The organism is Methylobacterium guangdongense, from assembly GCF_038442355.1.
GTDB lineage: Bacteria > Pseudomonadota > Alphaproteobacteria > Rhizobiales > Beijerinckiaceae > Methylobacterium > Methylobacterium guangdongense.
Map to the genome: position 1 here is coordinate 402751 of NZ_JBBXMX010000002.1, position 13097 is coordinate 415847.

The 13097-nt window shown below is 68.2% G+C and carries 12 protein-coding genes and 1 riboswitch; of the genes, 6 read left to right on the forward strand and 6 right to left on the reverse strand.

Going from position 1 to position 13097, the window contains the following annotated elements:
* The first annotated feature begins 24 nt into the window (after nucleotides 1-24).
* The 4 genes from AAHG09_RS05760 to AAHG09_RS05775 all read left to right on the forward strand — a co-directional run bounded on the left by AAHG09_RS05760 (nucleotide 25) and on the right by AAHG09_RS05775 (nucleotide 4123).
* Nucleotides 25-1458, forward strand: coding sequence for a circularly permuted type 2 ATP-grasp protein (locus tag AAHG09_RS05760; protein WP_342105959.1), 1434 nt, complete (start codon nucleotides 25-27; stop codon nucleotides 1456-1458).
* A gap of 76 nt (nucleotides 1459-1534) precedes the next feature.
* Complete coding sequence (locus AAHG09_RS05765) at nucleotides 1535-2482, forward strand: alpha-E domain-containing protein (RefSeq protein WP_342105961.1); 948 nt, start codon at nucleotides 1535-1537, stop codon at nucleotides 2480-2482.
* A 21-nt stretch (nucleotides 2483-2503) separates the two neighbouring features.
* Nucleotides 2504-3331 (forward strand): transglutaminase family protein, encoded by an 828-nt coding sequence (locus AAHG09_RS05770; RefSeq protein ID WP_342105962.1) that lies wholly within the window; start codon nucleotides 2504-2506, stop codon nucleotides 3329-3331.
* Between the two features lie 42 nt (nucleotides 3332-3373).
* Nucleotides 3374-4123 carry a peptidase gene (locus AAHG09_RS05775; protein WP_342105963.1) on the forward strand — a complete coding sequence of 250 codons (750 nt, stop codon included), beginning with the start codon at nucleotides 3374-3376 and terminating at the stop codon, nucleotides 4121-4123.
* 163 nt (nucleotides 4124-4286) lie between these two features.
* Here AAHG09_RS05775 and AAHG09_RS05780 read toward each other — a convergent pair whose 3' ends face one another.
* The 4 genes from AAHG09_RS05780 to thiO are packed head-to-tail and all read right to left on the reverse strand — an operon-like array spanning nucleotide 4287 to nucleotide 7211.
* Nucleotides 4287-4979 carry a thiamine phosphate synthase gene (locus AAHG09_RS05780; RefSeq protein ID WP_342105964.1) on the reverse strand — a complete coding sequence of 231 codons (693 nt, stop codon included), beginning with the start codon at nucleotides 4977-4979 and terminating at the stop codon, nucleotides 4287-4289.
* On the reverse strand, nucleotides 4976-5779 hold the full coding sequence (gene thiG, locus AAHG09_RS05785; protein ID WP_342105965.1) for a thiazole synthase: 804 nt from the start codon (nucleotides 5777-5779) through the stop codon (nucleotides 4976-4978). The genes AAHG09_RS05780 and thiG overlap by 4 nt, the downstream gene beginning before the upstream one ends.
* Nucleotides 5780-5781: 2 nt before the next feature.
* The gene (gene thiS, locus AAHG09_RS05790; RefSeq protein ID WP_160535041.1) at nucleotides 5782-5994 is read right to left on the reverse strand and encodes a sulfur carrier protein ThiS; all 213 of its coding nucleotides are present in this window, start codon (nucleotides 5992-5994) and stop codon (nucleotides 5782-5784) included.
* The gene (gene thiO, locus AAHG09_RS05795) at nucleotides 5991-7211 is read right to left on the reverse strand and encodes a glycine oxidase ThiO (RefSeq protein WP_412759992.1); all 1221 of its coding nucleotides are present in this window, start codon (nucleotides 7209-7211) and stop codon (nucleotides 5991-5993) included. Before thiO ends, thiS begins: the two co-directional genes overlap by 4 nt.
* 70 nt (nucleotides 7212-7281) lie before the next feature.
* Nucleotides 7282-7410, reverse strand: a riboswitch (TPP riboswitch).
* Between the two features lie 216 nt (nucleotides 7411-7626).
* Here thiO and AAHG09_RS05800 point away from each other — a divergent pair.
* Both AAHG09_RS05800 and AAHG09_RS05805 read left to right on the forward strand, forming a co-directional pair.
* Entirely contained in the window at nucleotides 7627-8136 is a 510-nt protein-coding gene (locus AAHG09_RS05800; protein WP_342105966.1) for a TIGR02281 family clan AA aspartic protease, read from the forward strand.
* Between the two features lie 289 nt (nucleotides 8137-8425).
* Nucleotides 8426-9562, forward strand: a complete 1137-nt coding sequence (locus tag AAHG09_RS05805) for a glycosyltransferase (RefSeq protein ID WP_342105967.1) — start codon at nucleotides 8426-8428, stop codon at nucleotides 9560-9562.
* Nucleotides 9563-9616: 54 nt separating this feature from the next.
* Here the strand turns inward: AAHG09_RS05805 and AAHG09_RS05810 are convergent, their stop codons facing one another.
* Together AAHG09_RS05810 and rpoD are read right to left on the reverse strand one after the other, a co-directional pair.
* Entirely contained in the window at nucleotides 9617-10876 is a 1260-nt protein-coding gene (locus AAHG09_RS05810) for an adenylate/guanylate cyclase domain-containing protein (RefSeq protein ID WP_342105968.1), read from the reverse strand.
* Nucleotides 10877-10946: 70 nt separating this feature from the next.
* On the reverse strand, nucleotides 10947-12929 hold the full coding sequence (rpoD, locus tag AAHG09_RS05815; protein WP_342105969.1) for an RNA polymerase sigma factor RpoD: 1983 nt from the start codon (nucleotides 12927-12929) through the stop codon (nucleotides 10947-10949).
* Nucleotides 12930-13097 lie beyond the last annotated feature (168 nt).

A 13097-nucleotide genomic window follows, 5' to 3' on the forward strand; every position in this document is an offset into this window, starting at 1 on the left:
GCGGGAGCGTAAGGGAGGAGTGGGATGGCGACGGCCTTCGACGAGATGAACGGGCTCGGCACCAGCGCCGATCCGGCCGCGATCCGCGACGCCTACGGCCAGCTCAAGGCGTGGCTCGACGCGACGCCGCCCGAGCATTTCAACACCCGCCGCAGCCAGGCCGAATTGCTGTTCCGCCGGATCGGCATCACCTTCGCGGTCTACGGCGACAACGAATCGACCGAGCGCCTGATCCCCTTCGACATCATCCCGCGGGTGATCACCAAGCCGGAATGGGCGTTCCTGGAGCGTGGGCTGAAGCAGCGGGTCACCGCCATCAACCTGTTCCTGAAGGACATCTACGGCGCGCAGGAATGCATCAAGGCCGGCATCATCCCGGCCGACCTCGTCTACCGGAACGCCCATTACCGCATGGAGATGCGCTCGTTCCGGGTGCCGCACGACCTCTACGTCCACATCGCCGGCATCGACATCGTGCGCACCGGCGAGAACGATTTCTTTGTATTGGAAGACAACGCCCGCATCCCGTCCGGCGTCTCCTACATGCTGGAGAACCGGGAGGTGATGCTGCGCCTGTTCCCGGACCTGTTCTCCAAGCACCGGGTCGCGCCGGTCGAGAACTATCCGGACGCGCTGCTCGCAACGCTCCGCAGCCTCGCGCCGGGCTCGGCCACCCGGGATCCCACGGTCGTGCTGCTGACCCCCGGGCGCTACAATTCGGCCTTCTACGAACACTCGTTCCTGGCCGACAAGCTCGGCGTCGAGCTGGTGGAGGCCTCCGACCTCTTCACCCGCGACGACGTGGTCTACATGCGCACCACCGAGGGACCGCGGAAGGTCGACGTCATCTACCGCCGCCTCGACGACGACTTCCTGGACCCGCTGGTCTTCCGGCCGGACTCGGTCCTCGGCGTGCCGGGCCTGATGAACGCCTACGAGCGCGGCTCGGTCACCCTCGCCAACGCGGTCGGCACCGGCATCTCAGACGACAAGGCCGTCTACAGCTACATGCCGGAGATCGTGAAGTTCTTCACCGGCGAGGAGCCGATCCTGCACAACGTGCCGACCTATCGCTGCCGCGAGAAGGACGCCTTCGCGTACGTGATGGACAACCTGTCCGACCTCGTCGTGAAGGAGGTCAACGGCTCGGGCGGCTACGGCATGCTGGTCGGACCGCACGCCAGCAAGCGCGAGATCGACGACTTCGCTAAGAAGTTGAAGCACGCCCCGGACGGCTTCATCGCCCAGCCGACGCTCTCGCTCTCGACCTGCCCGACCTTCGTGGCCTCGGGCGTCGCGCCCCGGCACGTCGATCTGCGGCCCTTCGTGCTGTGCGGCGCCGACCAGATCCGCATCGTGCCGGGCGGCCTGACCCGGGTGGCGCTCAAGGAGGGCTCCCTGGTGGTCAATTCCAGCCAGGGCGGTGGTACGAAGGACACCTGGGTGCTCGACGCCTGAAGCCCACGCTCCCCGGACCCTCCGAGGCGCGGACATCGTGGTCCGCACGACGCCGCTGAAACTTGGCTGAAGACCGATGCTCTCCAGGACCGCCGACAACCTCTTCTGGCTCTCGCGCTACGTCGAGCGCGCCGATTTCGTGGCGCGCATCCTCGACGCGGCGCACCGCTTCGCCTCGCTGCCGACGAGCTACGGCGGCGGCGAGGGCAACGAGTGGGAATCCGCCCTCGCCTCGGCCGGCGACCCGGATGCGTTCAAGACGCATTACAGCGTGATCAACGCCGACACGGTCTGCGACTTCCTGGCCTTCAGCGCGCATAACCCCTCCTCGATCCGGTCCTGTATCGAGGCGGCCCGGGAGAACGCCCGCTCGGTGCGCACGGCGCTCACCACCGAGATGTGGGACGCGATCAACGGCGCGTGGCTGGAACTGCGCAACTACGCCGGCAAGGACCTGAACCGCGACGAGTTCGGCCGCTTCCTCGACTGGGTGAAGACCGTCTCGCTGACCTTCGACGGCTCGGCCTTCCGCACGATGCTGCGCAACGACGCCTTCTGGTTCACGCGGCTCGGCACCGCGATCGAGCGGGCCGACAACACCGCCCGCATCCTCGACGTGAAGTACCAGATCCTCCTGCCGCACGACGAGAAGATCGGCGGCAGTCTCGATTACTTCCAGTGGACCACGATCCTGCGCGAGGTCTCGGCCTTCAACGCCTATCACTGGGTCTATCGCGAGAGCATCAAGCCGGTGCTGGTGGCCGACCTGCTGATGCTCAACAAGCAGATGCCGCGCTCCTTCGCGAACTGCTACGGTGTGATCGTGGAATATCTCGACCTGATCGCCGACGCCTACGGCCGCCGGGGACCGAGCCAGCGGCTCGCGGGCAACATGCTGGCCAAGCTCGAGGGTGAGGACATCAACCGGATCTTCGCCTCGGGCCTGCACGAATTCGTCGAGGCCTTCATCGCCGAGAACAACGGGGTGGGCGAGGCCATCGTGAAGCAGTATCTGGTCGGCTGAACGAGACGGACAGGACGGCGCATGCGCATCCGCGTGGTCCACGAGACCATCTACACCTACGAGCAGCCCGCCCGCGGGCTCGTACAGGTCCTGCGCATGACGCCGCGGGACCATGACGGGCAGTATGTCCGGAACTGGCGAATCGACACCACGGTCGACGGGCGCCTGACCGCCCGGGAGGACGGGTTCGGCAACATCGTCCACTGGTTCACCCCGGACGAGCCCGCCGAGGCCCTGACCATCCGGGTCACCGGCGCTGTCGACACCGAGGACACCCAGGGGGTCGTGCGCGGCACGGTCGAGCGCCTGCCGGATCCCTTCTACTTGCGCGACACGGATCTCTGCGCGGCGAGCCCGGAGCTGCATATCTTCGCCGAGCGTATTGCCACGGAGGGTGACGGTGCGCCGCTGGCGCTGCTCCATCGCCTCATGGACGCGATCCCGGAGGCGGTGGCGTTCGAACCCGGTCCGGCCGCGAACGCCGTCCCGGCCGGCACGGCCTTTGCTGCGGGGCGTGGCATCTGCCAGGACCTGACACATGTCTTCATCGCGGCGGCGCGGCATATCGGCATCCCGGCGCGCTACGTGGCGGGCTACCGCGCCCGGGACGACGGCCAAGCAGCGGTCGAAGCGCCGCATGGCTGGGCCGAGGCCCTGGTGCCGGATCTCGGCTGGGTCGCGTTCGATCCGTGCTTCGGGATGAGCCCGTCCGACAGCTACATCCGCGTCGCCACCGGGCTCGACTATCTCGGTGCCGCGCCGATCCGCGGCAGCCGCACCGGCGGCGGCACCGAGACACTGGACGTGAAGCTTCGCGTCGAGCAAGGCAGGGCCGCGATCCAGTCCTGATTCCCGCGAAACCGGCCCCGGCCGCACGAGAGCCCGAAGACGATGACCTACTGCGTCGGTGTTCTTGTCGAGGAGGGGCTCGTGATGGTCGCCGACACCCGCACCAATGCGGGGCTCGACGACATCTCGACCTACCGCAAGCTCCACCACTTCAACGTGCCGGGCGAGCGGGTGATGATGCTGGCTTCAGCCGGCAACCTGTCGATCACCCAATCGGTCCTGAGCCTGCTGCAGGAGGGCGTCCCCGGCGAGGACGACGAGCCGCCCCAGCGGCTGGTCGAAGCGCCGACCATGTTCCAGGCGGCGCAGATCATCGGCCGGGCGATCCGCCGGGTCCGGATGATCGAGAAGGACGGGTTCGAGGCGGCCAACATCCGGTTCTCGATCTCGCTGCTGTTCGGCGGCCAGATCGGCACCGGCGACATGCGGCTGTACCTGATCTACTCCGCCGGCAACTTCATCGAGTGCAGCATGGACGCGCCGTTCCTCCAGATCGGCGAGCACAAATACGGCAAGCCGATCCTCGACCGGGCGGTGACCTACCGGACCGACCTGTACGACGCCCTGAAGGTGAGCCTCGTCTCGATGGACTCGACCATGCGGTCGAATCTCGGGGTGGGCCTGCCGATCGATATCGCGGTGGCGCGTCGGAACGCCCTCACCACGGAGGTGAACCACCGGATCGAGGCCGGCGAGGGTTATTTTCATGATCTGCGCGAGCGCTGGTCGGCGGCCCTGCGGGCCGCGCACCGGGCGATCCCGCGGCCGCCCTATGGGCCTTCTGAGAAGTAGGGATCCGTACCTCCGTCGCGACGGCTGGTTCATACCGTGCGCGTTATCCCATCCATCCCCCCTCATCCTGAGGTGCCGGAGCGCAGCGGAGGCCTCGAAGGAGACCTCCAGATCGCACCCGGATCCCTGGAGCCCTCCTTCGAGGCCCGCTGACGCGGGCACCTCAGGATGAGGGGTATGGATGGGATCCCCGTTGTGCGGGACCTTTACCATCCGGATCGCACGAGACTTGGTACCCCCAGGCCTCCAATAGGGCCTGCGCGGCTGCGGCCGGATCGCCAGTCCGCATCAAGCCGCCCATGACGGCGACTCCCGCTGCGCCGGCCGCATGGCATTCCGCGATCCGGGCAGGGTCGATCCCACCGAGCCCCACGACGGGAAGGCCGAACCTCCGCGCGGCGACGATGCCTTCGGGACCGAGGGCCGGCCCGTAGCCCGGCTTGCTCGCCGTCGGAAAGATCGGGCTGAGCGTCACGTAGTCGGCGCCGGCCTTGGCGGCCTGCGCGACCTCATGCGGCGCGTGGGCCGAGACGCCGATCAGCGCCCCCGCCCCCAGCGCCTCCCGCGCCGCCGCGATCGCCTCCGGGCCCGATCCGCCGCCGAGATGGAGCCCATCGGCGCCGAGCACCCGGGCCAGGGCGACATCGCCCCCGACCGTCAGAAATCCGCCTGCCGCCCGCACGCACGCAGCCACAGCCTCACCGAGGCGAAGCCGCGCCTCCGGCTCCAGGTCGCGGTCGCGGAACCAGATCCAGCGCCCGCCGCCCTCCACGATCGCCTGCACGGTCTCGGTAAGCGGCCGCGCGCGGCCGTGCCGGTCCGTCACCGCCAGGAGCGGCGACGGCAACGTCCTCACGAGCCGACGAGGCCGAGCTGCGGGCTCGACGGCTCGGCCCGGCCGCGGCGGGGGATCCGCCCGGCCAGATAGGCATCGCGACCGGCCTCCACGGCTCGGCCCATGGCGCGGGCCATGCGCACCGGGTCGTCGGCCTTGGCGACCGCCGTGTTGATCAGGCAGGCGGAGGCGCCGAGTTCCATGGCGATCACCGCATCCGAGGCGGTGCCAATCCCGGCATCGACCACCACCGGCACGCCGGCCCGGCGGCAGATCAGTTCGAGATTGGCCGGGTTGGCTACCCCCATCCCGGAGCCGATCAGCGAGCCCATGGGCATCACGGCGGCGCAGCCGAGATCCTCCAGGCGCTGGCAGACGATCGGGTCGTCGTTGCAATAGGGCAGGACCACGAAGCCGTCGTCCACGAGGTGGCGGCAGGCCTCGATCAGCTCGGTCACGTCCGGGTAGAGCGTCTCCCGGTCGCCGATCACCTCGACCTTGATCCAATTGGTGTCGAGCGCCTCGCGGGCGAGCTCGGCGGTCATGATCGCGTCGCGGGCGGTCTCGCAGCCGGCGGTGTTCGGCAGGAAGCGCTTGCCCTTCAGCAGTGTCACCGTGTCCGAGCCGTGGCCCTGGAGCGAGACCCGGCGGATCGAGGCGGTCACCACCTCGGCCCCGCTCGCCGCGACCGCGTCGCGCATGATCGCCTGCGTCGGATAGCCGGCGGTGCCGATGAACAGCCGGGAGGACAGGCTCACCCCGGCGATCATGAAGCTGTCGATCCCCGTCTCGGGGCGCAGCGGTGTTACGGTCTGGTCCATGCTCATCCTCCCTGCATGGCGCGGACGATCTCGACGCGGTCGCCCTCGGCGACCGGGGTCTCGCCCCAGTCCCGGCGGCGCAGCACCCGTCCGTTCAGCGCGATGGCGACGCCCTGCGGGCTCTCGATGCCCCCCTCCTCCGCCTCCTGGCGAAAAAGGGCGTCGACGGTCTCGGCGTCGCGCTCGCGCGGTTCGCCGTTGATGAAGAGCTTCATGCCGAGGCCCTCCGGGGTTCTTCCGGACGCGCGAACCGCGCCCGCGTGAAGGAACGCGCCACCTCCGGCAGCGCACCGTCCATCACCAGTTCGGCCACCGCATCGGCGGTCACGGGGGCGAGCAGATAGCCGTTGCGGTGATGGCCGGTGGCGGCGACGAGCCCGGGCGCCAGCGTGTCGATGATCGGCGCATCGTCGTCCGAGGTCGGCCGGTAGCCGCTCCAGACGGAGGCCACCTCCATCTCCTCGATCCCGGGCAGCACCCGGCGCGCGCCTTCGAGCAGCGCGTAGAGCCCGCCCGCGGTGACGCCGGGACGGAAGCCGCAATCCTCCACGGTGGCGCCAACGATGAGCTGGCCGTCGCTCTTCGGAGCCATGTGGACCTGCTCGGTCCAGACCATCCGGGCGAGCGTGCCGGTCCGGGCGGTGGTACGCAGGGCCAGCGACTGACCCTTCAGGGGCCGCACCGGCAGCGCCAGCGTGTCGGGCAGCAGCCCGCCCTCCCCGCTCCAGGCGCCGGAGGCCAGGATCACGGTCCCGGCCTGTATGCGGTGTTCCCCGACGCGCAGGCCCGTGACGCGGCCCCCCGTCCAGTCGAGGGCGCTCACCGGGGCCCGTTCGACCAGGGTGACGCCGGCGCACCGGCAGGCCTCCGCCAGGGCGGCCATCACGCGGCACGGATCGACCTGATGATCCAGCGGGCACTGGATTCCGGCGGTGACCGAGGGACGCAGTCCGGGCTCCAGGCGCCGGACCTCGCTGCCCGGCAGCCACGTCGCGTCGAGCCCGGAGCGGCGCTGGAGATCGTAGCGGAAGCGCAGGCGCTCGACCTCGTCGCGGCCGATGGCCAGGACCAGCGTGCCGTCCGCCCGGTAGTCGATCGACAGGCCAGACTCGGCCTCAAGCGCATCGCGGAAGGCCGGCCAGCGCCGGAGCGAGTCCAGGGCGAGCGGCAGCAACGGATCGGAGCCCGGCTCGTGCTCGGCGGCCGGCGCCAGCATCCCGGTGGCCGCGAGGCTCGCCCCCGCACCGATCGTCTCGCGTTCCAGCACGGTGACGGAGCGGCCGGCGCGGGCGAGCCGCCACGCGATCGACAGGCCGATCAGCCCTCCGCCGACGATCGCGATGTCGGTGGTGTCAGGACGATGGGCCTGCGCGATCGTCACCGCGGGGCCGCGGCGTTGTCCGATCGGTGATAGGGGGCGGTCCAGGGACACGCGTCTCTCCACAGGGTGCCAACGTGGAGATCGGGCCGTGTGCTTCGGTGAGAAGCTGTGGCCTGCCCTGCGGGCGGCCGCGGTCCAATCCCTACGCCGGTATGAGCCGGATCAGGTTCGAAGGATTTCCGCGCCGCAGGTCCTGACGGACGTGCCAGCGGTTTCTCAGCCCCTTGCCGGGGATCTCCCTGGAACAGGCACAGATTTGGTCGCCCGGGGGGCGCGGGTCAACCCCGCTTCGGAGTGAGGACCTGTGTTCGCGGGAAAAGTCGCCGATCGCAGTCACGGTCTGGACACCAAGCTCAGCGGAACGGGCGAGCTCAGGCTGGTCCCGGCGATGGCCGTGTACGATCCCTTCACGCTCCTGGGGTCTCATTCCCCCGTCGGCAGCCCCCACACTCGGACCTTGATCGGCGTGCGTACAATCCTGCTCGTCTGCACGCTGGGCTTCGTGGGGGCGACCGCCATCCAGAAGCTGCGCGACGGTCTGCGACCGGCTCCGGCCGCCCTGCTCATCGCGCCGCAGGCGGAGCCGGTTCTCGCAGCCAGCGCGCCCGCGGGCGTGGCGCTTCAGGCGGGCCGCAACGGCCATTTCTTCGTCAGCGTTCTGCTCGACGGCCGCACGCTGCCGATGATGGTCGATACCGGGGCGAGCGCCTGCGCCTTCTCCGAGGAGGACGCCGCGCGGATCGGGATCCGGGTCGGTCCGGCGGATTTCACGCGCGTCTGGAACACGGCGAACGGCCGGGTCCGGGTCGCACCGATCAAGATCGCGGTCGTGCAGATCGGCGCGATCACGGTGCGGGATGTGGAAGCCGTGGTGATCCCGCGGGGGCTCCTCTCGACCAGCCTGCTGGGAATGTCGTTCCTCGGGCGCCTGCGCGAGTTCGGCGTGGCCGGCAGCACGATGACGCTCCGGGGTTGAGCGCCGGCGTGATGATCGATGGGTGCGACCTCCCGCGATAGTCTCGCCCTGATCTGCGCACATCAACACGTTGGAACGCTGAATTTTTTCAACATATCCGGTCAAGTATTCTGCTATAATAAATATTTAAGCTTTATTTTGCGACTATAATGATGTTTTAATGATGTAAAACCCCGGATTTGCGCGACCAACGGGTCGTGGTATGGGCCGACACGATTGCGGCCGGACAAAATTTGCCGTTCAGGACGATGCGATGACGAAGAAAGCCGGCCCTACGATCTGTCTATCGATGATCGTCAAGGATGAGGCCGACGTCATCCGCCGGTGCCTGGACTCGGTCCGGCCGATCATCGATCACTGGATCATCGTGGATACCGGATCCACGGACGGGACCCAGGACATCATCCGCACGGCGATGGCCGATCTGCCGGGCTCTCTCGTCGAGCGACCCTGGGTCGATTTCGCCACGAACCGAAACGAGGCCCTGAAGCTCGCGCGGCGCCACGCGGACTACGTGCTGATCATCGACGCCGATGACACGCTGATCATCCCGGACGGGTTCACGATGCCCAAGCTGCGTGAGCCCGGGTACCGGTTCGAGATCATCGACAGGCAGACCCGATACTGGCGCAACCAGCTCGTCAGCAGCCGTAAGAACTGGCGCTATCGGGGTGTCCTGCACGAGTTTCTCTCCTGCCCCGGCGTCGACACGACGCCGATCCTGCCCCTCGCGATGCGCCGGGGCGAGGACGGCGCGCGCCACCACGACAAGACCGCGGATGCACGTGATATCGCCATCCTCGAACAGGCGCTGGCGGTCGAGACCGATCCCATGATGATCGCCCGGTACACGATGTACCTCGGGATCACCTTCGATGCGGCCGGCGAGTACCGGAAAGCCTTCGACTGCTTTCTGAAGCGGGCCGATCTGGGCGGTTGGGACGAGGAAGTCTATTTCAATCTGCTCATGGCCGCCGTCAACGCGGAGCGCGTGGGCGAGCCCGCCGACACGGTGCTGCACCTCTACGAGCGCGCCATCGGAGTCGTTCCGGCCCGGGCGGAAGCGCGCCATGGGGCCAGCCGATTCTGCAGGCAGAGCAAGCGGTTCGCGGAGGGCTACCGCTACGCCGAGGCGGGTCTGGAACTGGAACTTCCGAGCGAAGGCATCTCGTTGAATCCCTGGGTCTACGATTACGGATTGCTCGATGAGTTCGCCGTCAACGCCTACCACATCGGCCAGTACGGCGCGTGCGGATATGCCTGCTTGAAGATTTTGGGGCGCAGCAACATCCCGAAGGACGTCTTCTCCCGCGCCAGCACCTTGGCCCGCGAGGTGGCGAACAAGATGATCGATCCGGTCTGGGGCCTGCGGCACACCCCCTACAGTTCACCCTTGACGCCCGAATGGGAGCGATTGAGGGCCTAGCCTACACCTGTGAGGCAGGGTCGGCCTCGGCCGGGCCCAACGCCGGGGACAGGCTCAGTCGGGTTTGCGCGGACGCAGAAATTTCGGCCGGAACACCGCCATCGGCTCCCGGAATCCGTCGAGCGGGTGCTCCCCGAGGGGGATCGGATCACCCCAGAGGAAGTCGACGAAGGGCTTCGACATCAGCAGCGGCTCGCCCAGGATGCGGTTGAGCTGCGCCAGCCGGCTCGCCAGATTCACGTCGCGGCCGATCACCGTGAAGTCGAGCCGGGATCCCGAGCCGACATTGCCGTAGGCGGCCTCGCCGTGGTGGAGCGCGATGCCGGCCGCCACCGGCACCGGGAATTGGTGGAGCGCATTCGCCTCGTCGAGGGCTGCCAGCGCGTGCTGGGCCGCCGTCAATGCGCCCTTGGCGGCGCCGCCGAGATCGTCCCCGGATTCACGGAAGATCGCCAGCAGGCCGTCGCCGAGATATTTCAGCACCTCGCCGCCCTCCCGCTCGATCGGCGGGACGAGGCAATCGAAGAACACGTTGAGCAGCCCCACCACCTCCTCGGGCGACATGTCGGCGGAGGTGCGGGTGTAGTCGCGCATGTCCGCGAACAGGATCGCCGAGCGGATCCGCGTCACCTGCCCGCGGCGGATGTCGCCGGCCAGGATCGCCCGGTGGGGCTCGTCGCCGACATAGAGCCGCAGCACGTGGTCGAGCTGCTTGTTGAGGACGCGCATCTCCATCACGGCGGCGAGCGCCGGCATGACGAAGCGCAGGATCGCGATGTCGTCGTTTCCGAACCCCTCCGGCGCCCGGGTGGCGAAGGTGATGCCGTTCTTTGTGCCGTTGGTGAAGAATAGCGGTGCCACGACATAGGCCGTGTAGCCGCCGGCCTTCAGGTCCGGGATGATCGCGTAGGCGTCGTCCGGCGTCTCGGCGAGGTCGAGGATCAGCCATTCCCCGGTCTCGTGGACCGTGTGGAACGGGCTGTTGAGATAGGCGGCGGTGGAGCGGGCACCGTGCGGGAACAGCCGGACCGTGGTGCCGCCGTCCCGCGTCCAGATCCGGCCCACGCCGGCATATTCCGAGTGCAGAGTGTCGATCGCCGTCGAGGCCCGGTCCACCGGCACGCCGATGGCGATCAGCCGTTCGGCGAGGCCTTCGAGCATCGCCTCGGCCTTTTCCAGCCGCGCGCCCTCGCCGAGCAGCCAGTCGCGGATCCCCACAGAGGGCTGGATCGCGCCGAAGGGCACATCATCGGCCTCGGTGCCGTCCGCGAAGGCCGTCGGCAGACCGGGCGTTTGCGGGCGGCGTTCGAGCATGGCGCCAATGTATTCCCGCGCCGCAGCGCGGTCGAAGGGCAGGCGCCGCGGCCCGTGCCGCGGCGGGGGCTCAGTTGTCCAGGAAGCTCCTCAGCTTCCGGCTGCGTGAGGGGTGCTTCAGCTTGCGCAGGGCCTTCGCCTCGATCTGACGGATGCGCTCGCGGGTCACCGAGAACTGCTGGCCGACCTCTTCGAGGGTGTGGTCGGTGTTCATGCCGATGCCGAAGCGCATACGCAGCACGCGTTCCTCGCGCGGGGTCAACGACGCGAGAACGCGCGTCGTGGTCTCGCGGAGATTGCTCTGGATCGCCGCGTCGATCGGCAGGACGACGTTCTTGTCCTCGATGAAGTCGCCGAGATGGCTGTCCTCCTCGTCGCCGATCGGCGTCTCGAGGGAGATCGGCTCCTTGGCGATCTTCAAGACCTTGCGGACCTTCTCCAGCGGCATGGCCAGCTTCTCGGCCAGCTCCTCCGGGGTCGGCTCGCGGCCGATCTCGTGCAGCATCTGGCGCGAGGTGCGGACGATCTTGTTGATCGTCTCGATCATGTGCACCGGGATGCGGATCGTGCGGGCCTGGTCGGCGATCGAGCGGGTGATCGCCTGCCGGATCCACCACGTGGCGTAGGTCGAGAACTTGTAGCCGCGGCGGTACTCGAACTTGTCCACGGCCTTCATCAGGCCGATGTTGCCCTCCTGAATCAGGTCCAGGAACTGCAGGCCGCGGTTCGTGTACTTCTTGGCGATCGAGATCACGAGACGGAGGTTCGCCTCGATCATCTCCTTCTTGGCCTGCCGGGCTTCGCGCTCGCCCTTCTGGACCATGTTGACGATGCGGCGGTACTCGCCGATCTCCAGGCCCGTCTCGGAGGCGAGGTCGAGGATCTGCGCGCGCAGCTCCGTCACCTGCTTCGAGCCCTTCTCGACCAGGTTCTTCCAGCCCTTGCCGCCCAGCGTGCCGACGCGCTCCATCCAGTTCGGATCGAGCTCGTAGCCCTGGTAGTGGCGCAGGAACTCGTCGCGGGCGACGCCGTGGCTCTCGGCGAAGCGCATCAGCCGGCCCTCGTGGCCGATCAGCTGCTTGTTGATCGAGTAGAGCTGGCCGACCAGCGCCTCGATGCGGTTGTTGTTCAGCGACAGGGACTTCACGTCGGCGACGACGATGTCCTTCAGCTCGGCCTGCTTCTGGTCCTGGGCCGGGGTGTTCTGCCCGCCCGCGGCCTTGCGCTCCGTCCCCTCCGTCTGGGACTTGCGCAGCTTGCGGTAGTTGGCGGCGATCGCATCGAAGGTCTCGAGGACCCGCGGCTTGATCTCCGCCTCCATGGCGGCGAGCGAGACGTTGTTCTCGAGGTCGTCCTCATCGTCGCCGCCCTCCGGGGGGGCGGGCGGCTCGCCGTCGTCGGATTCCTCGCCCTCGGCGATCTGCGGCGCGTTCTTGCCGTCGGGACCCGCGTAGGTCGCCTCGAGATCGATGATGTCGCGCAGAAGGACCTTGCCTTCGACGAGTTCGTCGCGCCAGATGATGATCGCCTGGAAGGTCAGCGGGCTCTCGCACAGGCCCGCGATCATCGCCTCGCGGCCGGCCTCGATGCGCTTGGCGATCGCGATCTCGCCCTCGCGGGACAGGAGCTCCACCGAGCCCATCTCGCGCAGGTACATGCGCACCGGATCGTCGGTGCGGTCGGTCGGCTCCTTGGTGGTGGTGGCGACCGCGACGGCGCGCGCCGGCGCGACCTCGGCGACCTCACCGCCCTCGGCCTCCTCTTCCTCGCCCTCGGCGGCCTTCTCGCCGGCGGCGGCCTCGTCGGTCTCCTCGGCCTCGACGACGTTGATGCCCATCTCGGAGAGCTGCGACAGCACGTCCTCGAGCTGGTCCGGATCGGACTGGCCCTCGGGCAGAACCTCGTTGACTTCCTCGTAGGTCACGTAGCCGCGCTTCTTGGCGAGCTTCACCATCCGCTTGACCGAAGCATCCGTCAGGTCGAGGAGCGGCCCGTCGGTCTGCTGCTCGGGGGCAGCGTCCGTCTCGTCCCGTTCCGTTGCCTTCGTCGCCATGATCAGCCTATTGTTTCGTGGGCGGTGCGCTGCGGAGGCCCTTGAGAGGCCGGTCCACGCCAGCGACACCGCGGTACGGGATCGGCGCCGGATTGCTCCGTCGCCTTGAGTCGTCGGTATCCGTATGCAAGCCTGAGGCTTGACCGATTGTTAACTATGGCGAGCTGC

What these genes read in the sequence shown, in the direction of transcription:
- AAHG09_RS05760 (WP_342105959.1), top strand. Translation starts at nt 25, where the DNA reads ATGGCGACGGCCTTCGACGAGATGAACGGGCTCGGCACCAGCGCCGAT.
- AAHG09_RS05765 (WP_342105961.1), top strand. Translation starts at nt 1,535, where the DNA reads ATGCTCTCCAGGACCGCCGACAACCTCTTCTGGCTCTCGCGCTACGTC.
- AAHG09_RS05770 (WP_342105962.1), top strand. Translation starts at nt 2,504, where the DNA reads ATGCGCATCCGCGTGGTCCACGAGACCATCTACACCTACGAGCAGCCC.
- AAHG09_RS05775 (WP_342105963.1), top strand. Translation starts at nt 3,374, where the DNA reads ATGACCTACTGCGTCGGTGTTCTTGTCGAGGAGGGGCTCGTGATGGTC.
- thiG (WP_342105965.1), bottom strand. Translation starts at nt 5,779, where the DNA reads ATGGACCAGACCGTAACACCGCTGCGCCCCGAGACGGGGATCGACAGC.
- thiS (WP_160535041.1), bottom strand. Translation starts at nt 5,994, where the DNA reads ATGAAGCTCTTCATCAACGGCGAACCGCGCGAGCGCGACGCCGAGACC.
- AAHG09_RS05805 (WP_342105967.1), top strand. Translation starts at nt 8,426, where the DNA reads ATGATCGTCAAGGATGAGGCCGACGTCATCCGCCGGTGCCTGGACTCG.
- AAHG09_RS05810 (WP_342105968.1), bottom strand. Translation starts at nt 10,876, where the DNA reads ATGCTCGAACGCCGCCCGCAAACGCCCGGTCTGCCGACGGCCTTCGCG.
- rpoD (WP_342105969.1), bottom strand. Translation starts at nt 12,929, where the DNA reads ATGGCGACGAAGGCAACGGAACGGGACGAGACGGACGCTGCCCCCGAG.